Source organism: Pseudomonas sp. Pf153, assembly GCF_001269775.1.
Classification (GTDB): domain Bacteria; phylum Pseudomonadota; class Gammaproteobacteria; order Pseudomonadales; family Pseudomonadaceae; genus Aquipseudomonas; species Aquipseudomonas uvaldensis.
The window spans coordinates 41692-62096 of sequence record NZ_LHVL01000018.1 but is presented as its reverse complement, the minus strand read 5'-3'; the positions used below and the strand labels follow the sequence as shown (position 1 = coordinate 62096).

15 protein-coding genes and 1 other RNA gene are annotated in these 20405 nt (G+C 54.8%); 10 read left to right on the top strand and 6 right to left on the bottom strand.

Annotated elements, in window-relative coordinates; translation table 11 throughout:
* Positions 1–11: 11 nt before the first annotated feature.
* Together AD666_RS12375 and ssrA are read left to right on the top strand one after the other, a co-directional pair.
* Positions 12–299: a hypothetical protein gene (locus AD666_RS12375; protein WP_053152087.1), complete on the top strand. Its 288-nt coding sequence runs from the start codon at positions 12–14 to the stop codon at positions 297–299.
* A gap of 94 nt (positions 300–393) precedes the next feature.
* Positions 394–787, top strand: a transfer-messenger RNA (tmRNA) gene (gene ssrA, locus AD666_RS25995).
* Positions 788–1362: 575 nt separating this feature from the next.
* Here the strand turns inward: ssrA and AD666_RS12370 are convergent.
* Both AD666_RS12370 and AD666_RS12365 read right to left on the bottom strand, forming a co-directional pair.
* Positions 1363–3129, bottom strand: a complete 1767-nt coding sequence (locus AD666_RS12370; RefSeq protein ID WP_053152085.1) for an ATP-binding protein — start codon at positions 3127–3129, stop codon at positions 1363–1365.
* A 242-nt stretch (positions 3130–3371) separates the two neighbouring features.
* Complete coding sequence (locus tag AD666_RS12365; RefSeq protein WP_053152083.1) at positions 3372–4637, bottom strand: hypothetical protein; 1266 nt, start codon at positions 4635–4637, stop codon at positions 3372–3374.
* A gap of 628 nt (positions 4638–5265) precedes the next feature.
* Here AD666_RS12365 and AD666_RS12360 point away from each other — a divergent pair.
* The 5 genes from AD666_RS12360 to AD666_RS12340 all read left to right on the top strand — a co-directional run bounded on the left by AD666_RS12360 (position 5266) and on the right by AD666_RS12340 (position 11881).
* On the top strand, positions 5266–7758 hold the full coding sequence (locus AD666_RS12360) for a nuclease-related domain-containing DEAD/DEAH box helicase (RefSeq protein WP_053152081.1): 2493 nt from the start codon (positions 5266–5268) through the stop codon (positions 7756–7758).
* A gap of 684 nt (positions 7759–8442) precedes the next feature.
* Positions 8443–9186 carry an SDR family NAD(P)-dependent oxidoreductase gene (locus AD666_RS12355; RefSeq protein WP_053152080.1) on the top strand — a complete coding sequence of 248 codons (744 nt, stop codon included), beginning with the start codon at positions 8443–8445 and terminating at the stop codon, positions 9184–9186.
* Between the two features lie 237 nt (positions 9187–9423).
* Positions 9424–10329, top strand: coding sequence for a LysR family transcriptional regulator (locus AD666_RS12350; RefSeq protein WP_053152078.1), 906 nt, complete (start codon positions 9424–9426; stop codon positions 10327–10329).
* 138 nt (positions 10330–10467) lie between these two features.
* A complete protein-coding gene (locus AD666_RS12345) occupies positions 10468–10896 on the top strand; it encodes a DoxX family protein (protein ID WP_053152076.1) in 429 nt (142 codons plus the stop codon).
* A gap of 61 nt (positions 10897–10957) precedes the next feature.
* Positions 10958–11881, top strand: coding sequence for an NADP-dependent oxidoreductase (locus tag AD666_RS12340; protein ID WP_053152074.1), 924 nt, complete (start codon positions 10958–10960; stop codon positions 11879–11881).
* Between the two features lie 95 nt (positions 11882–11976).
* Here AD666_RS12340 and AD666_RS12335 read toward each other — a convergent pair whose 3' ends face one another.
* Positions 11977–12915: an AraC family transcriptional regulator gene (locus AD666_RS12335; RefSeq protein ID WP_053152071.1), complete on the bottom strand. Its 939-nt coding sequence runs from the start codon at positions 12913–12915 to the stop codon at positions 11977–11979.
* A gap of 24 nt (positions 12916–12939) precedes the next feature.
* On the bottom strand, positions 12940–13773 hold the full coding sequence (locus AD666_RS12330) for an oxidoreductase (RefSeq protein ID WP_053152069.1): 834 nt from the start codon (positions 13771–13773) through the stop codon (positions 12940–12942).
* 197 nt (positions 13774–13970) lie between these two features.
* Between AD666_RS12330 and AD666_RS12325 the strand changes: the two genes are divergently transcribed.
* From AD666_RS12325 to AD666_RS12315, 3 genes are all read left to right on the top strand, one after another.
* The gene (locus AD666_RS12325) at positions 13971–14486 is read left to right on the top strand and encodes a sigma-70 family RNA polymerase sigma factor (RefSeq protein ID WP_053153205.1); all 516 of its coding nucleotides are present in this window, start codon (positions 13971–13973) and stop codon (positions 14484–14486) included.
* Positions 14473–15456 (top strand): DUF4880 domain-containing protein, encoded by a 984-nt coding sequence (locus tag AD666_RS12320; RefSeq protein ID WP_053152067.1) that lies wholly within the window; start codon positions 14473–14475, stop codon positions 15454–15456. Before AD666_RS12325 ends, AD666_RS12320 begins: the two co-directional genes overlap by 14 nt.
* A gap of 120 nt (positions 15457–15576) precedes the next feature.
* A complete protein-coding gene (locus AD666_RS12315) occupies positions 15577–17949 on the top strand; it encodes a TonB-dependent siderophore receptor (protein WP_053152065.1) in 2373 nt (790 codons plus the stop codon).
* Positions 17950–18169: 220 nt separating this feature from the next.
* Here AD666_RS12315 and AD666_RS12310 read toward each other — a convergent pair whose 3' ends face one another.
* Together AD666_RS12310 and AD666_RS12305 are read right to left on the bottom strand one after the other, a co-directional pair.
* The gene (locus AD666_RS12310) at positions 18170–19654 is read right to left on the bottom strand and encodes a hypothetical protein (protein WP_053153202.1); all 1485 of its coding nucleotides are present in this window, start codon (positions 19652–19654) and stop codon (positions 18170–18172) included.
* A 91-nt stretch (positions 19655–19745) separates the two neighbouring features.
* A complete protein-coding gene (locus AD666_RS12305) occupies positions 19746–20087 on the bottom strand; it encodes a DUF6124 family protein (protein WP_053152063.1) in 342 nt (113 codons plus the stop codon).
* Positions 20088–20405 lie beyond the last annotated feature (318 nt).

The following is a 20405-nucleotide window of genomic DNA, read 5'->3' as shown; positions in this document are numbered from 1 at the left end:
AGGAGAGACACATGAAACGCTCTGTACTGCTCGGTTTGTTCGTTACTGCCTCCATGCTGGCGTCGTCCTCGTTTGCAGCTGGCACGGACGATCTGTGTGATACCAATATCAAGGCCATTGAGAACTCCAAGACCCAAATCCAAGGCACGGACCTGGAGACGCGCGCCGCCACCAGCGTCCAACAGGCCAAGGCCTTCCAGGCCCAGAATACTGAGGAAGGCACCAAAAAATGCATCTCCGAAACCACTCAAACCCTTCAGGAAATCCAGAAGGTGAACAAGGACGGTAAGAACTCCTAAACGCCAAGGGCCAACCTGCGGGTTGGCCTGCGCCGCAGATTGGCGTACACTGCGATTGCCTGTCGCTCCAGCAGATTCCCGAAGCGACAGGTTCGGGGCCGTTCAGGATTCGACGCCGGTTGCGAAACTTTAGGTGCATGCCGAGTTGGTAACAGAACTCGTAAATCCACTGTTGCAACTTCCTATAGTTGCCAATGACGAAACCTACGGGGATTACGCTCTCGCTGCGTAAGCAGCCTTAGCTCTTCCCTTCTGGTACCTTCGGGTCCAGCAATCATCAGGGGATGTCTGTAAACCCAAAATGATTGTCATATAGAACAGAATCGCCGTGCAGTACGTTGTGGACGAAGCGGCTAAAACTTACACAACTCGCCCAAAGCACCCTGCCCGTCGGGTCGCTGAGGGTTAACTCAATAGACACGGCTAAGCATGTAGTACCGACAGCGGAGTACTGGCGGACGGGGGTTCAAATCCCCCCGGCTCCACCATTTCATCATCTAAAGACGTCCATGGACGTCTTTTTTTGTGCCTGAAAGCCAGTAAATACGGGGCCTCCAGCGCTTTTTCGGTCTTTTGAGAGTTTTTGAGTTCCAGCCATTCGGGTATTCCAGACGGTATTCCAGCTCACCCAGTGCTAATCTTTGGAATACCGAATCAGTGCTTGAGGACAATCTCATGCCTGCTCAAAACCTCCGCCTGTCCGATCGACAGCTCAAGGAAGTCGAGCTCATGATGGAAATCGCGAATGCCAGTATCAAGCGAGTCACGCGCTGTCTGATCGAATGGCTCACACATAAGCTGACTACCTCAACCGTGGCATGCATTCACGCGCCATTGAGTTGCACACCGAAAAGCAGCAAGCGGGCTGGGACTACTTGAATCAGTAGCGTGGACATTGCAGGCCCTCGATAATACAGTCTGTCCAGGGCCTGTTGCAGCATCAGGTATTCCGATCTCAGAGCCCTTTTATCAGCTGACACAAGCCATAATGGCGAGTAGTCCCGCGGCCACTGAATTCCGAGGGCTAGAGTCAGGAATCTGTCCAAAACCCACTAGAGACGGCCTAGACCAGCAGCGCGCCAGGAAAACCCGGTGCACGTTGAAGCTGCCATTCAATTTGTCGGCGTGCGTTGGAGATAATATCTGTAAACAATAGGCAACTGACTCCAGGCTCAAGCTCTCGCGTCGGAAAGCCATCAATACGCCCGCCTATTACTAGAACTTTTATTGGCTTAGCGCTATACCCGGTAAGCTCATGCCGATACCTAGTTGCTTGCTGGTAATCCGCAAAACTCAAAGGATGCGAGGGACGCTTAAACTCGATCAGCAAGAACTCCCCCAGCAAGCATTCATTCAACAGCAAGTCTGGACGGGTTGTGCCTTGCGCTCCGGAGTACTTCTGTTTCAGCAGTTCCTCAATCTGCCGTTTCAAAGTGATATTGGAGCTGAAGATGGTGAATGCAGCACCCAAAATCCAAAGATTCACTTCTATAGCTTTGTGTACCGTTGACTCAAGGCAGCCTTCATTTCGGACTAGGCGCTCCAAGTCATCCAAGAACTGCAATCTGGCTCTAGCTTGATCGACCAGAACGGCCATGTCGGCAAGGCCAAAGCTCTCCAGTGCGTCAGCAAGGTTAACGATATCGCCTCGATTTGCTTCAGCGAGATGCTCGACGATAGAGCGGTATTCGGTGCGTTCTACGGCCTCAAGAACGACAAACGCGAGAGCCTGTACCTTGTGGGCAGGTTCGTCGTAATACTTTTTCAAGACCTTTTTGATTGCTCGATCTGCGAACTCGCGCTTGTGCTGGGGCAGTTTTTCCACCCGACCGGCGACCGCTTTTTGCAAGCGAGCATGCGCCATCCGCATCTCCATACCGTGCGTAGAGCGGAAAGCCTCAACCAAATTTTCCTGCACGAAGGTGACGATCTGTAGGTAGGCCTCGCTGTTTTCGATTACCGAGTCCCAACCGGCTGTCACATAGTCCATCAGCCCGTCAGCTTCGACCTCGCCATACAGCTTTCTCAGCAGACGAGCAGGAATCTCATCACCGTTCTCCAACCCAAAAAAACCAGGCTTGCCGACCGCCTTTCCCTCCACCATCAAAGTAATGCCGGGGCGTCTCAGACCACTTTTCTTTTTGCTAATCGCAAAACGAAGAGTCGCATCTCCCGCATCAGGAAACGTACCCCGCACCTCAGTGAATTCGCCCTCAAGATCATCAATGCCCAGCGGTTTACCATTGATGATAATTTTGAAATCCTTCTGCCGACCGTACTCCATGATGAGTTCTTGGCGTAGTCGATCAGCACTTGGGTAACGTAGCCCTTGGCGAAGATGCGTTAGTGTCACGCAGGTTCCATGATCTTCGGAGCTGCATTCGCTCACCCCTAACGGTAGCGTCAAGTGTTCGATATCAGACGCCGACTCAAGGTCCTGAATACCGAGCGTGAACGAAATCTGTTGGCCTCGGGCTATTGTTGTGAGGCACATCACCGAAGCGGACATCAGCCCAGCAAATTTTCCGATCCCTTTCTTACCTTTGATCGGGCGCTGCTTTTTTGATGTACGCCCATCAGTCCGCATCCGTCGATCAGATGCAATTTTCAGATAATGAGACTCAAGCTCCTGGCGAGTCATCCCGTTGCCATCGTCACGCACAACAATAGGGCCATCGGTCAATGGCTCAGGTAGCTCTATTACCACTTCGTCTGCATCTGCATCCCATGCGTTATCAACTAACTCTTTAAGAGCTTTTTCTGTCGTTGAGTAATCTTGGCTGAGCAACGTTGCCAGTCGGGAGTCAACCTGAAAATTTGCTTGCTGCATCTCTCATTCCATCATGGAAGGTTGTCGGCCCCGAGCATGTCAACGACATGCACGAAAGGCTGTTTTCAGCCCATTCTACACGGATGGCCCAATAATGGCTCGTTGCACACGGAAGCACAGCTTGCATCGAACTGATAAACAGGTTTCGTCGCTCTTACCCGTAGCGCGCAGCCCATTGCTGCCTGTCGTCATAGGCTGCAATGAGCCAATAAAAAGTGCGTTTCGTACTTCGCAGGACGACATTAGATCTCCTTCTTCAGAATCAATACGCAATAAAAAAGCGCTGCCTTCATGATGTGATTAATGCCATGCACCTCCCTAAACAACAGGAGCGACTTTCTGATAAATCCCATGAAAGAAATTTCGTAATACTTCTCCCGACTCATACCTTCTTTGCCGGGGTAATACGTTACTGTCTGCGTCGACTCTTTATATTCATATTTATAATGAGCGATACCATTTCTGAGCTTGTTATCAATGGCATTCATATCAATCTGATAGAAGCAGTCGTCTATAAATGCTAATTTATTTCCCAGATCTACGTTCGCAAACGAATTCAGACTCTCAAGCTCAGGCCTGACCTTCTGCGCTTTCGTCATTTTCAGCGACGGCTCAAAAAGATCACTACCTCCACGCTTTATAAGATTATTCAAACCTGCTAAGAAAGTCAGTTGGCGCGAGAAAACTTCTGCTAAGTCCTTATAATAGTTACTGCAAACATCGAAGTCTGCTGTAGATATTCGAGCGGGAATTTTGCCAAAATCTTCAGCGTTCGCATAATCATAGAAAAATGCTGGGCGAAACGGCAAATCCATTGCGACCAACTTTGGATATAAAGATAAGCAATCATTGTGCAGATTTTTTAGAAATCCATTACCTAATATTTCGTCAACAAATGCAATTATCTTTTCATTGTGACATTGGTGAAGCCACATGAATAGCTCAGATGCCTTTGTGCTTATTTCAGAATTGTGCTCGTGGATTGTAAATGGCGAAGACATCACAGATGTAGCGGTATATAGCGCGGCTAGCACATCCTCTTTTTTACGCGACTTCAGACTGACACCGGGTATTTTTACACATGTTTTCTCAAAATTGTCCATATCCCCACGCTTGTACTGGGTAATCACGCTTCTCAAGTCATTTTGCATCGGGCATAGCATATTCAGCATGTCCAAGCGTAGATTCAAGTGTTGGTACGATTGATACCCGATTTCTTGCGTGACTCTGAGAAAGGTCGTCCTGCCCATTACGTAAATGCCGAAATAAGCTGGGAAATCCAAATGCAAATCAACAAAAGGGTTAGCTCCATTAAAAGCGCCCTCAAAATCCTCCACTTCCGTGCCCCCCAGCAATTCACCATCTACCTGACCAAAAACAAATGAAATGCGCTCTTCACATTTTGGACAAGCGAATTGGAATGGTTGAATGTCTCTGTTAGACATGCCAATTCTGCAATCGATTTTTGTGCCACATGTGTTGCATTGAAAACACTTGCAGATATTCATGATTATCCTTTTTCACTTGGTTATCAGCATTTAGGTTCAAAACACGTTAGTGGTCAAACCTGACCGATTAGCATTTTACCCCAAGATAGTATGCCAAAACGTCAAAAGAATGCTAATCAACATAGTCGGCTTTCATACAACAGGAGTTAGGTAGCAACCCCTTCATCGAGCAAGATGACTCTGCAAAAAAAACAACGAGCGATTTGATACAACTGGCGGCCTTGGCTATGCGTTAAATGATTTCATTGATTGCATGAAACCCATAGAGGCTAGATCTAACTACCCGATCTGGCCTTGTTAACGAGCCTAGTCTATACGTATAGAATAGGGCAATCAGGGTCGTACGATACCAGGAACATCTATGAGCTGTTTCTGGTAACTCTATTTAGGCTAAAGAGTGGTGGATTTCACTAAACTCGTAGGCAGTACAATCGGAATAACAGCACGCGCCACTCCCCAGAGCCCATTTTCCCGGAAGGGGAGTCGGAGTTGGCCGTCGAAGGGCTATCGGCACTGTCCGGGCGATATGGTCGATTCCATTGGAGGCCCTACTGGAGCGTGCCCAACGTCAAAGTGCTATCATCGCGACGTCCAAGTATCATAGATTAGGAAAAAGCGAGCATTGTTGATGGCAAGGATGATTCCGGAACATGGACCACACCACACTGAAAGCTACGGTGAGCGTCACCTGTACTCAACCCTCAAATCCCAGCTACCTGACGAATACACCGTAATCCATAGCCTGCCATGGTTGTGCTCCGCAGTAAGCAAGCTTGACAAACGAGCGAGGCCGACAGGAGAGATCGATTTTTTGATAGTCCATCCAGAAGATGGGGTCTTAGCCCTTGAGGTTAAGAGTGGTGTTTATAGAGTCGAGAATTCTTTCTTTGTTCATGTCCGCAATGGCTACAAGATAGACCCGCTCAGACAAACCAAAAAAAATGTGCATGGATTCGCGTCGTGGCTTGGTGCTGACCCGGCACTACACCTGAGAATCGGATACGGGTTTATTTTTCCTGATTCGGATTTTGATCGGTCTAATATTCCAGGAATGTACGATACCCAATCCAATCCGCCTCAGTCGCTCTATATAGATTTTGAAGCTTACCCTGACGTCGCTCAGAAAATCATAGACCTCATGAAGTATTGGAAGAAGGCACTTCGAAATTCTGATTTGGGTCCTACCAGAACCCAAGAGCTGATCGACTACCTTGCGCCAAAGATTGATGGTCAGCCTCGGTGGGCGAGTCGAATTCGCTATGACAACAAAGTATGGCTTCAGTTGACAAGCGAGCAAAGTTTGGTCGTCCGTTCTGTGCTGAGGAACAAGAACTCTCTGATCACGGGCTGGCCAGGTACTGGGAAAACCTTGATAGCTATCGAGGCTGCTAGGAAACTCTCGGTGGAAGGCAAACAGGTATTGGTCCTTTCATTCAATGCTCGGCTCACTGAGCATATTCGTGCGCAGCTTGAAGGGTATCGAGCCTGCACTGTGATGACTTGGCACGGGCTCTGCCGTCAAGCAGCAAATGCGCTGAATCATTTGTCGGTGGGGGAGGAATGGTATAAGGTCAAATGCTTAGAAGATCTAGATATCGCTATTAATAAGGAATTGGTAGGAGAGTATGACGCCCTTGTCGTAGACGAATCGCAAGCCTTGGCAGAATCTTGGTGCAAGACGCTTGTAAGCTGGTTTGATGGGAAGCCAAAAGCATTTTTCTGCGACGAAACGCAAGTATTCAAATTCGAACGCAACTGCGTGACCTTAGACGGCTTGAGGGAGATTTTAGGAGTAGCTGCTTTTCCGCTTTCAATCATCTTACGTATGCCGAAAGCAGTTACCGAAATTCTTTCAGAGGTTGTTCCTCCCAAGATCCAGCTATCCTCGCCACGAGTAGCTGAACCGGATACTGCGCTTGAAATCATCACGATGACCCCCTGTGAGGAGCTTCTACGTATTAAGTCTGAACTGATCGCGGGTGGTGTTGGTTCAGAGGATATTGTCATTTTGACAGGGTCGATAATTGATAGGCAGTATTTTGATTTTTTGAAGACTGAGAAGCTAGCTACTGATAATATAGCGAAATTTCGTGGACTAGAAGCTCCCGTTATTATTGTTTTTGGCGCTGAAGCATTAGATACAGCCGAGCTTTTTAGTGCCTATTCCCGCGCAACGACGAAGTTTGTAGCTATTTACAATGCTCATAATCGTCAGTGGAAAGACCGTCTGGATTTTCAATCGCGGCTCCAGGGAAAACCCGAAAATGCAGCAATTTTGAAAAAAGCCCAAACTCCTCTTCGCATCAGAAATATGGTGGCGCGCTGCACTTCTATCCGATCCTTGGGTATGAAGAGCTTGGATGTAATGTGGGCAGAGGATTGGGGAGCGATGTTGGTTGAGTTTAAAGCACACGAAACTCAACTCGTTCTATGGATTAATTATCTGTCCCGAACCATTTCTCATCCTATATTTATATGGTATGGAGATACTCTCACTAAATTTTACATGGTCGTGCCCGAGTTTAATGATGAGATTGAATCGTGTGGTCATTACTCTCTGACTATGGAGGAGTGCAAGGCATGCGGCTCGATTACTCCGCATAGTGACACTGCGAAAATCAAGTGTGCACTTTGCTATACGATGGAGAGCAGATTGTTGCCGCCCGATCAGGATATCATCGATCAAATTTCTTTGTATGATGCAGTGATCACCTCGCGGCTGCCGACACATCAGGCTCTACAATTACGGGCCCATCTTCCCTTAGAGGTGGCAGCAGTAGCAGCACTGATGCGCGCGAACAAAAATCAAGTTCGAAGCAATATCCTCTTGGTCCAATTACCTTCCGGACGAAACCTGTATACGACCGCATTCGTTTTTGCACAATCCAGGATTGCAGTCTGCCCGCCTAAAACAACTATGTCGGTAGACGTGCTCGCGGATGAAATTTACCATCGCTACAGGGAATTTGAGCAAATTTCGTCAGCAGAGTGGCGTTCAATTGTTGCGAGCGCCTTCGCCACTTTCAAGCAGAAAGGTTATGTGGTTAGAGTTGGCAAAAAGCTATATCAGCCCGTGGAAGATGTAGATGCTCCAGTACCTAAGCGGTATACCAATGATTGATGAAGATATGCGTAGAGGGCATTTCCTGAGGCCTCAGTGAGGCGGGTAGGAAATTTCAATACTGCTCCCAGGGTCAGGTGAGGTGCGTTATGGTCGTTCGGAGTCAAGGTAAGAGGTCCTAGACCGCAAGCGAATGTACCTAGCGACTCCAGTGTTGGGTCGCCCTGTTATCTCAGCTGTGGGCTGAGGTTTGATCGTAGAGAGTGATATGACAGAGGATGAGCTGCGGCATGTCATCGCCAAGCTGCTGTCGTCACCGGCAGCTATGCGCAGTTAACCGCCAACCATGGTTACGAAGTGTGCTGGTCTGATAATACAAACGGGTGGCCAATATCACATGGCATTCCAATTGGTATTCCAGCCAAAAACCAAAACCGATATTAATGTCCTACATCAATAATTTAATCAACAGATTCAAATTACCCCGGCCCACCAAGTCACTCATCTAAAGACGTCCACGCACGTCTTTTTTTGTGTCCGAAACCCAGTAGCTGACATCCGCCACACTCCCAGCCTACGCTTCACGCCAAAGAGTCATAACGACCACATCGCTGTCAATACGACCAAACCCGCAGATAGTCATAACAACCACACAGACCTGTAACCCCATGATTCTATTGCCCCCTCCAACAGGTTCACTTTTTGCACCCACCCCTACTCCACAAACCGTAGGGACAACACTTCATGAAAGACGATTTCAAAGACCGCATCGCAGTAGTCACCGGCGCCAGCTCCGGCATCGGCTTGGCAGTCACTGATCGCCTGATTGCCAAAGGCGCCACAGTGGTAGCAATGTCACGAAAACCAGGCGGTCTGGAGAAGCTGATGCAGAAACATCCAGACAAAATACGTTGGGTTCCCGGAGACGTCACAAAACCCGAGGACCTTGCCCGCTTGGCCGAGCAGGCATCGAGCGTAGGCCCAATTGATTATCTAGTTCCCAACGCCGGTATCGCAGAACTCGCCGACGGGCTCGACGTTCAAGCCTTTGAACGGCAATGGGCGGTTAACGGTGCAGGCGCTTTAAACACACTTACCCACCTCTATAAGCACCTCGCAACCCCAGCATCGGTTGTATTTATCGGGACCTTTCTGGAGAACATCACCTTCGCGGGACTCGCCGCCTATATCGCGTCGAAAGCGGCCTTGAAAGCGCACGCGCGCACGCTGGCGGTGGAGCTGGCGCCCAAAGGTGTGCGGATCAATATGGTTTCACCTGGGCCCACCGCAACACCTATCTGGTCGACTTTGGGTCTTGCTGAGCATGATCTGACGAGCGTTGCCAATGAAGTCAACAAACGTCTGCTGGGGGGTGCATTTCTAGAACCGGCTGCGGTTGCAGATGTCGTGTTGTTCCAGCTCAGTAACGGGGCGAAAAGCGTTTACGGTCAAGACTGGGTAGTGGATAGCGGTTATAGCATCCGGTAAGAAATCGCCCTTCCCTGTTCACCCAATCGCACTGTTACCTTGACGTTCGATCATTTCGCGCATCGTCTTCGGGTGACTTCGCATTTGGGTGTTTATGGGAGGGGCGCGCTCGCTTTTGATGCCTCCCTTCTCGAAACGACGGACGCTCAAGGACGATGAGGCATTCGTACAATCGATGGACACACCACTGTCCTCGAAATTAGGATCATTTCACTCCAAACGTTCGAGAAAATAGAAATGATCGCCGATCCCGGAACCCCCACGCTGGATCAATTGAAGGTGTTCCTCACCGTTGTCGAGGTCGGAAGTTTTGCCGGTGCGGCGCGCAAGCTTCACCGCGCCACTTCAGTGGTGAGTTATACGATCGCCAATCTGGAAATGCAGCTCGGGGTTGCGTTGTTCGATCGCAAGACCACGCGAAAACCTCAGCTGACCGATGCGGGTCGAACGGTGCTTGCCGAAGCGCGCTCGATCACTAACGGCGTTAATGGGCTTCGGGCGAAGGTCTCCGGGCTGTTGCATGGGCTTGAAGCGGAAGTCCATCTCGCGTTGGACGTGATGCTTCCGGCAGACCGTGTCGTGGATGCGCTGAAGACCTTCAGGGAGCAATTCCCGACGGTCACGCTGCATCTTCATATGGAGGCGTTGGGGGCCGTGACGGAACTTGTGATCAACAAGAAGGCGGTCGTCGGCGTCAGCGGGCCGTTGGATATGGGCCTCGATGGTCTCGAACGCATCAGGGTCGGCAGCGTCCAGTTGATACCGGTGGCCGCGCCAACGCATCCGCTTGCGGCCGAGTGTCCCCAATTGCCGGGGATAGCCAGGGAGTTCGTTCAACTGGTCCTGTCCGACCGTTCGACGCTGACTGGCGACAAGGACTTTGCCGTGGTCAGCACCAGGACATGGCGCCTGGCGGATCTGGGCGCAAAACACATGTTGCTCAAGGAAGGCATCGGTTGGGGCAACATGCCCATCCCCATGGTTCAGGCGGACCTCGAAGCCGGTCGTCTCGTTGTGCTCGATTTGCCGGACTTCAAGGGCGGCACCTATACGTTCGATGCCGTTTATCGAACGGACTCGCCACCCGGCCCGGCTGGCAGATGGCTGATCGAGCGGTTCGGCCAGCAGGTCGCCAAAGCCTGAATTCAGAATCGATCTTTTCTATTTCATAGAACGTAATCATCGAAATTAGGCGTCTATTGCGAAAAGCTGGACGGTGACACTATCTCTTCCACACCGGCGCTTCATGTTGGAGCGCTGAACCAAAAGGGATCGACCATCATGTCTCAAGCCGCAAGCATTCGCGCCACCGTCGCAACCTCGAACAACCTGACCAGCACCGCTTCCTTGGCTGGTCGCATCTTCCTCAGTGCCATTTTCATTCTGTCCGGTATCTCCAAGATCGGCGCTCCGGCCATGATGATTGGCTACATCGGCTCTGTTGGCTTGCCATTCCCGTCATTGGCCCTGGGCATCGCTATCGCTGTGGAAATCCTGGGCGGCGCCGCCTTGATCGCCGGTTATCGTACCCGCACCACCGCGGCCATCCTGGCCATCTTCAGCGTGTTCACCGCACTGATTTTCCACAGTGCTCTGGCTGACCAGAATCAGTTCATCCACTTCTTCAAGAACATCGCCATGGCCGGCGGGCTTCTGCAGATCGTCGCGTTCGGCGCGGGTCGCTTCAGCCTCGACGCTCGTCGCCAGTAACCGCATGGCCGGTACGCCGAGGGTGGCCGGCTGATCTGACTCCTCCTATCGAGAGACTCTTATGAAAGCTATTCAAGTCGCACAGTACGGCCAGGCAGAAGCCCTTCAGCTCAAAGACGTTCCAGACCTGAAACCCAACGAAGACCAAGTACTGATCAACGTCGCCGGCAGCGGGATCAATCCCATCGATTGGAAAATCCTGTCCGGCGCCATGAAGCAATTCATCCCACTGCCCTTGCCTTACACCCCCGGCGTGGAGGTGTCCGGCACCGTCGCGGCGGTGGGCAAGAATGTCAGCGAGTTCGTGGTCGGCGATGAGGTCTTCGGGTTTATCGGGATTGTGGGCGGGTATGCGACCCAAGCACTTTCCACGGCGGATCGCCTCGCTCGCACGCCAAAAACGCTGTCGCTTCAAAAAGCCGCCGGCGTCCCGGCTGCGGCCCTGACGGCCTGGCAAGCGTTGCACGAACACGCCACGATCCAGGCTGGCCAAACGGTCCTGATCCATGGCGGCTCCGGCGGTGTGGGCAGCTTCGCAGTCCAGTTGGCGAAACTGGCCGGCGCTCATGTGATCGCCACCAGCTCGGCCAAGAACCACGACTACCTGCGCTCGCTCGGTGCCGACCAGGTCATTGACTACACCTCGGCCAGGTTCGAAGACACCGTTGCAGATGTGGACGCCGTTATCGATCTGGTCGGCGGAGAAACACAGGCACGTTCCTGGAGCGTGATCAAACGGGGCGGCGTTCTGGTATCTCCCGTCAGCCCACCCGACGCCGAGAAGGCTCGTGAACAGGGCGTCAACGGCAAAAACTTCGCCACCCGCTCGGATGGTCGTCAGTTGGCGGAAATCGCTGCGCTCTTCACGGCCGGCAAGCTCCGTCTGGAAGCAGAGGTCGTACCGCTCAGCGAAGTGGTCGACGCGGTGAAACAGAGTTGGAGTGGGCACACCCGCGGAAAAATCGTGCTCGATGTGAACCGTTGAAAACCGGTCGAAGGCGGTCCTGTATGGGGCCGTCTCGCGTTTCTGATAGTTACCCAGCTAGAAATGGGCTGCATCCCTCCCTTGTCTCAACCACCCTAATGCGACGACACATAAATGGACTGCGAAGCGGGCGCAGGCAACGCATACGTCGCCTTCATCCATTCAATCTCGGCCTGTGGAGTGCGACCAAAGAGACGTTTGAACTCACGGCTGAATTGCGAGGCGCTTTCATAGCCGACATTGAACGCTGCCGTCGAGGCGCTCATGGCATTGCGCAGCATCAGCAGCCGCGCCTGATGCAAGCGCGTCGACTTCACGTACTGCATGGGGGATGAGTCGGTCACGCTGCGAAAATGCAGGTGAAAGTTGGGCACGCTCATGTTGGCTTCGCGAGCGAGCGATTCGACGTCCAGACGTTCCTGGTAACAACTGTGGATCTTGCGGATCGCACGGGTGATCTGACCAAAGTGTCCCTGACGCCTGAGCGCAGCACGCATCGAACCGCCCTGCTCGCCGGTAAGGATGTGGTAGTAGATTTCCCGAATCAGTGCCGGCCCGAGGATCTGCGCTTCGCCCGGACGGCTCATCGCTTCTAGAAAGCGCAGTACCGAACCGCAGAGCAAATCATCCATGGGTGAGGCATACATTCCCTTGGGTTGGGCATCGCTCGGCCCCTGGGTTTCATCCACTTGCAGCAGCAAATCGCTGGCCAACCGAAAGTCCAGGCGCATGTACACCGCCAGCATGGGTTCTGCCTCACTGGCGTCGGTCTCCATCGTAAACGGAACAGGAACCGAGACCACCAGGTAGTGCCGGGCGTCATAGACGTACACGTCGTCCCCCAGGTAGCCCCGCTTCCGACCCTGGCACAGGATGACAATACCGGGTTCGTACAACACCGGCGTTCGGGTCAGGGGCCGGTTGGAACGTAAAAAGCGAATGTCTTCCAGGACGCTGAGGTTATAGCCCTCGACCGGCGCAAGCTGTTCCATCAGTTGCACCATGCGCGAAGTAGGTGAGTCGGCCTGCGTCATCGGTATCTCTCACTTGCCTGTCGTTCAGCCGTCGGTCGAACGTGTCAGCGCTTCCCACTGATCAATCTCGCTGGCTGCACGGCTCAGCTTGTCGCGCACCAGATTCAGCGCATCGCTACCCAACAACAGGTGCGCAGGGGGCGTCGGGCTGGCGATCACTTGCAACATGGCCTGGGCCGCCTTCTGTGGGTCGCCCGGTTGCTTGCCGCTTCTGGCTTCGCGAGCCGTGCGGATCGGGTCGAAGAGCGCATCATAATCGTCGATGCTGCGCTGGGTACGCCGCATCGAACGCCCCGCCCAATCGGTGCGGAACGAACCAGGCGCGACGGCCGTCACGAAGATATTGAACGGTTGCAGTTCTTTGCTCAGCGTATCGGAAATCCCTTCGAGCGCGAACTTGCTGCCGCAGTAATAGGCGATACCCGGCATCGTGATCGTGCCGCCCATGGACGTGATATTGAGGATATGCCCGGCACGGCGTTGACGAAAATAGGGCAGGAAGGCCTTGATCATCGCCACCGCGCCGAACACGTTGACGTCGAACTGGCGGCGCATTTCCTCCAGTGGCGATTCTTCGACGATGCCCTCATGCCCATAGCCCGCATTGTTGACCAACACATCGACCGGGCCGTGAGCGATCTCTATGGCGGCAACCACGCTGTCGATCCGGGCGAAGTCAGTGACATCGAGGAGGACGCCGTAAGCACGGTCGGCAGACAATTGCTCGAAGGCTTGCAAGTCCGTCTCGCTACGTACGGTGCCGATGACCCGGTGACCGGTAGCCAGTGCCTGCTGGGCCAGGGCGTGGCCGAAGCCACTGCTGACGCCAGTGATGAACAGGGTTTTTATGCGTTGCATGACGATCTCCCATCGGTAGATGGGTGCCATGGTAGCCAGCGCTATCCGGGCGACCTATGCCGGTTTGCCTTGGAGCCTTGCCTATTCCTATCAAGGCAAGTACCCAGGCGAGCATCAGCTCCGGCAAAGTTGCCCTGGCCTCCTCGGCCTGAATATAATGCGATTCATTATCAATTATGTACGTTTCCGGGATGCTGATGCGCAGCAACGACACACTGGGCAATGCCGAGCTCGCGCTGCTCTATAGCAGCCACCATTCCTGGTTACACAGCTGGCTGAGCCGGCGCATCGGCTGTCGCGAAAGCGCGGCGGATCTGGCGCAGGATACGTTTGTACGCCTGCTCAAATCGCGCCAGGCAAGTCCGTTGCGCGAACCCCGGGCTTATCTGAGCAGCATCGCCCGCGGGTTGATGATCGATCGGTATCGCCGTCGCGAACTTGAACGCGCCTACTTGGAAAGCCTCGCGCTAATCCCTTCCCATGATGTTCCCTCTGAAGAAGAGCGATTGCTGATTCTCGATAGCCTAGAGCGGATCGACCGCCTGCTAGACCTGCTCAAGCCGAGGGTCCGCGAGGCGTTTTTACTGGCCCAGCTTGACGGTCTAACCTGCCAGCAGATCGCCGACAAACTCGGTGTTTCCCGCTCTACCGTGGAACGCGACCTGGCCAAGGCCCTGCAGCACTGCTATCGCCTGCGCTATGCCGAACAGTAAAGCTCAAGCACTGGATCCGGCCGTGGTCGACCAGGCGATCCACTGGCTGGTGCGCCTGCGCTTCAATCCCGTCGATGAGCAAACCCAGCGCACTTTCGAACACTGGTTGCAGCGGTGTCCGGAGCATTTGCTCGCGTGGCAGCGTGTGGAAGCACTTGGCGACGATTTTGCAGGCATTCCGTCCGATCTGGCCCGGCATGCCCTCAAGGGCACCCGCTCGGGTATGCATCGGCGCAAAGCCCTGAAAGTGCTGGGTACATTGGCCACCGTGGGTGGAGCGACCTGGCTGGGCCGCGACTACACGCCGCTACCGGCCATGCTTGCCCAGCAACACAGCAAAACCGGGGAGCGCAAGCGCTTCCAGCTCGATGATGGCAGCCTTGTCCAGCTCAACAGCGACAGCGCGGTCGACAGCTATTTCACCCCACAGCGGCGCCTGCTCGTGCTGCGGCGCGGCGAAATCATCGTGAACACCGGCGCGGATTCCGGCTCGGCTCAACCGCGTCCGTTCTGGGTTCAGACACGTGACGGGCTCATACGCACCCAGAATGCCCGCTTCCTGACGTACGAGCGTGACGACGGAACGCTCATCTCGGTGCAGAGCGGCGCGGTCACCGTGTTTCCTGGGGCCAGCCAGCCCCTGGCGGTCAACGCCACTGTCCAGGCCGGTAACCAGCGGCTGTTTACCTCGGATGGCATGCGTGAGTTCAAGGATAACGGGCTGGATCTGTGGAGCTGGAGCGACGGTGTGATCAGCGCGCGCAATATGCGCCTGGTTGATTTCATCGGGGCTCTGTCGCGTTATCGCCCCGGCCTGTTGCGCTGCGCCGAAGAGGTCGCGGGCCTGCGCGTCTCCGGCACCTTTCAGCTTGCCGACACCGATCAGGTACTGGCCTTGGTTGCGCAGTCACTGCACTTACAAATTGAGTATCGAACCCAATACTGGGTGACGTTGAGCGCCCTCAGTTAAGTGTTTTTTTGTCGCACAAAAATATCAAATAAAAATGAGGTGATTTCTCATTCTCGTTCGACATGTAAGAAAGGCCGAATTACAGGCCTGTCTGCCGATTCCCTTTTACGGAGCGAGTAAATGAGTTCGTCCCCGGTTCCACAGCGTCATTTATTGAATCGTGCCTTACAGGGTGCGGTCCTTGGCGTCGTCGTCAGCAGCTATGCGCTACCGTCCCTGGCGCAAACCTCGACCGTCGATCAGACCCAACAGGTTCATCAGTGGAACATTCCTGCCGGCCCACTGGCACCGGCGCTTGACCGCTTTGCGCGTGAGGCGGGCATCAGCCTTTCCTTCGACGCGTCAAGCGTGGCGAACCGCAATACCCAGGGCGTGAGCGGCATGCTCGATACATCCACAGCCTTATCGTCGTTGTTGCAGGGGAGCGACATCGAGATACAGCAGCAAGGCCCGAACGCTTACTTGCTGACGCCACAAGCCAAGGTGGACGGCGATCTTGAGGCCTTCCGCCTGGCGCCCATCCTCGTCAACGCCAAGGCCAGGGTCGATGCCACCGAAGACACCCACTCAGTGGTCGCCCAGGAACTCTGGGTCGGCGGCAAGGTGGCCACCAGCATCCTCAACACGCCCGCCTCGGTGTCCGTGGTGACCGACAAGGAAATGAAGCAACGCAGCGTCAGCACCACGGAAGAACTCCTGCAATACACACCAGGGGTCATTACCGACTATTACGGCACCGACGACCGCAACGATTACTTTCAGATCCGCGGCTTCCAAGCCACGACCTATCGGGATGGTCTGACCCTGGGCTCGATGCGCGGAGTACGCGAGGAGCCTTTCGCCTATGAGCGCGTCGAGGTGATACGCGGGGCCAACTCCACACTGTTCGGCCCGGCCGACCCGGGCGGCTCGGTGAACTTTGTCAGCAAGAAGCCACGCTTCGACAAGTTCGGCCAAGGCTATGTCACCTACGGTTCTTTCGACCATGTCGAATCCGGCATCGATGTCGGGGACTCGCTGAACGAAGAACAAACCCTGGCCGGTCGCTTCACCGCAAAGATGCAAGACAGTGATCGCGAGTACGACCATTCGCAGGACGACAACAAGTTCCTGATGGGTGGCCTGACCTGGGCCCCTACGGAGTTCACCTCAGCCTCCGTGATCGTGGACTACCTCAAGACCCAAAGCTCGCCCAACAGCGGCGGTTACCCGCTGGACAAGGAATACGACCGCGACAAGTTCTACGGCGAGCCCAGCTACAACTTCCACGATGTGGAACGTACCAATATCAGCGGCACCTTCAGCCATGACTTCGACAATGGCTTCGTGTTGCGCAGCAACCTGCGCTACAGCGAACTGACGGATGATTTCGGCTATGTGTTTCTCAGTGACTCCCCTACCCGCACGGGAACCACGGTCCCGCGTTATATCTTTGGCACTGACAGCGAAGCCGAGCAACTCAACGGCAACTTGATGCTGCAATACGATGCCCGCTTCGAAAACATCGACAGCAGTACATTGGTGGGCGTGGAGTATGGCGACTCTTCGACCGAGGAACGTTCGGTCTATTCGCCGATCGGCTCCATCGACCTTGCCAACCCGGTGTTCACGGGTGTGCCAAGCGGCGTAGCGCCCTACAGCAACGACAAGCTCGACACCAAGACCAAAGCTGTGTTTCTGCAGCAGAACCTGTCCTTCTACGAGCGTTTTATCGTCACCGCAGGCGTGCGCAACGACTCGCTGGACCTGTCCAGTACCGATATCAATCACGTAAAAGAATCGGATAACTTCTCGGAAACCTCCTATCGCGGCGCGTTGACCTATATCGTCAACGACGAAGTTTCCACTTACGTCAGCATGGTTGAATCGGTCTCGCCGCCAACGGTTGGCGTCATTCCGAAGACGGGCAGGCAATATGAACTGGGCGTGAAATATGCGCCCATGGGTATGGACGCATTGTTCTCGGCGGCTGTTTACGACCTGACCCAGGAGAATGTCAGCATCGCCGTCGTCCTGCCCAGTGGCGTCATCGAACAGCAAACCGTTGGCGAGTCACGTGTGCGCGGGCTGGACTTGGAAGCCAAGGCAGAGCTGACCGACAACCTGAGCCTGGTGGGTGGCTACTCTTACATGGAATCCGAAGTCATTCGCGGGACCTTGTACGACGGAAGTTCGCTCAAAGGGAATGAGTTCGCCACGGCACCGAAACACTCCGCATCGCTGTGGACCTATTACAACGTCCCCAATACCGATGTCAGCGTGGGCCTGGGTGCACGGTATGTCGGCTCCTACTACTTCGACGCGGCCAACACCGGAACCAGCGATGGCACGACACTCTTCGATGCGGCCTTCAACTACAACCTCTTCAAGGGCACTGACCTGGCGATCAACGTCAGCAACCTGCTGGATGAGCAACACGTCGTCGGTTCAGGCACCGCGAACTACTACAACCCGGGCCGCGAGGTCACCGCAAAGCTGAGCTACAACTGGTAAGCCGGCCGTTCAGGACAGCCTTCGACCAGTGGGAGCAAAGCTTGCTTCCACTGGGGACGGCGGTCCTTCAGCTACACCACGAACCACTGTGGGAGCGAGCCTGCTCGCGATGACGGCAGCCCATCCGACATCACAGGTGCAGACAAACCGCTATCGCGAGCAAGCTCAGCTCCTACAGACTTGAAGCGACTTCCATCAGCAGATACATCCCCGGCAAGCGTCAAATACCCGGACCACTGACTTGGGCCGGCAGCCTGGCCAGGCGATCCCATCCATCCGCGCTGATCTGCGAGCCATTGCGCAACGACAACCTCTCCAGTGGCAAACCCTCCAGCACCGACACCATGGCTGACGTGAGCCGCGACTCCCCCGGCCCCGCCTCAAGCGTCAAGTCCCGCAGTGGCAGCCCGGCAAGGAGGGCGACGCCGGCATCGGTCAGCCAAGGGCTTTCGTACAAGCCGAGGCGTTTCAGCGGCAAGTTGCGCAGGCAGGCCAGGTCGGCATCGCGCAGGTCCAGGCCGCTGATCTCCAGTTGCTCCAACGGCAGGCCCATTTCGCAGAGCTTGCGCAACGTCTTGCCATCAACCCCTTGGCAGAAACTGAGATCCAGCCGCTTCAGCGGCAGGCCCTTCAACTGCTTCAGCTCCTTCCAGGAAATGTCATTCAACGAGAGGTCCAGCGCTTCCAGATCCAGCCCATCCAGGTCCCGCAAAGTTTGCTTGTCGACGCCTCGCACGTCACTGAGCCCCAACCGCTTCAGGGGGAACGCATGCAGCATGTCGAGCCGCTCGATGATCTGTCGGGAGGACTTGAGGTCCAGGTCCGCCAAGGGCATCCCTTCCAGGACCTCAAGATCGTCCTCGCACAGATAGGAAGACTGCAGCGATAGCCGCTCGATCGGCAGATCCCGAATGGCGTTGAGCGTGGCATCGGACGCATAACAATCATCCAGGCGCAGGGAACGCAACGCGGTTAAACCCGAGAGCCAGGCAGGATCCTCCAGGATCTTGCTATTCCAGCCAAGCGACAGGTGTTCGAGGGGATGACTGCACAGATACGCCGCCCCACGGGCGGTCAGTTGCCCGACACGCTCCAACGTGAGTGAGCGCAACTGGAGTGGCGAAAGCCCCAGCAGGCCGTCGTCGGTCACTTCATCGCAATGGTTCAACGACAAGACTTGCAGCCTGCTGTTGCTGCCCAGGTGCCTGAGGAAACGGTCGTCGAAATCCTCGCCATAGGTGTCCAGTTTCAATCGGCGCAAGCGCTCAAGAGAAGGGAGACTGGTGAGATCATCGTCGCGGGAAAAATTGCTGATCTCCAAAGCCTCGAGGGCGACATCCGGCATACGCCGCCAAAGCGCCTGGTCGCAACTGAACCTCGGGCTGCCAAGCACCAGCGTACGCAGCGGCAACCCGGCCAAGGCGTCGAGCCACTGTGGCTCGGCGTTCTCCAGTTCCAGATGATCGACCGGCAACCCGCGAAGCTGCGGCAACAACGATGCCGGTCGATTCCTGTGTACCTTGACGTCCAACTCGGCAACCACGGCCATGGCGGCTGGATCGTACAGACCGGCGGCGACCCGCACGCCGTCCAGCGAAGCTTCGCCGCTGTCGAGCAGGTCGCGGTAAAGCGAAATCCGTGTGGTGATGTCATCCGGTGCGGCAGCGAGTCGGGCCATCAGGGCGTTGCGGTTGGAAGTCGGCACGGTCCAGGAATCCGAAGGGAACATGCGGCGTATGCTGCCGCAAAAAACGGGTTTGATCGACACCCATCGACCAAACCCGAACACCTTCGTTTTACCTGGGATCGACCACGTCCAGCGCCCGGTTCGCCAGGAGCTGGCCCAGTTCAATCAACTGTTGCAGGCCCAACGCAAAGTGCCGTCGGGAACCGTCCAGCTCGAATGCCAGGTCGCCGGCCATGACATTGGCGGAGGCCAGGGTTTCGCTGAGGTTGGCCAACAGGCTCTCTGCATCCACGCCTTGGACGATGGTGAATAGTGGGTCAGGGGCGGGTAGCTTGTCGGATGGATTGGGTTTGGGGTTCAGGTAGGAATCGATGACGCGTTCGGCGTTGGCATCGGCGGCGATGTCCAGGTGCAGCGGTGGGACGGGTGGGTCTGGGATGAGTTTGTCCATGGGTACTCCTAACGTAGGTGGGAGCCGCCACGTTCGCTGCTAAACGAGGGGGTGGCAGCCGCGCGCAGGTTAGCAGACCGGTACGTTAGGAAACCGGCGCACCCGAGGATGCCCTGCGCACAGCCGCCATAAGCATTCAGGCAATAGCGATGCCTGCACTCATGGGATTGCCATGCGCCTAACGTGACTTCCGAGCTGCTAAACCCGACCGCTGATGGGCAGCGGCAAACACAGGCTAGACACCGAAATCAGCAGGCGCAAGAGGTTGGGATTTTCTAGGAAATGTCCTGCAAGTCAATGGGAAAGGTCCCTATACAA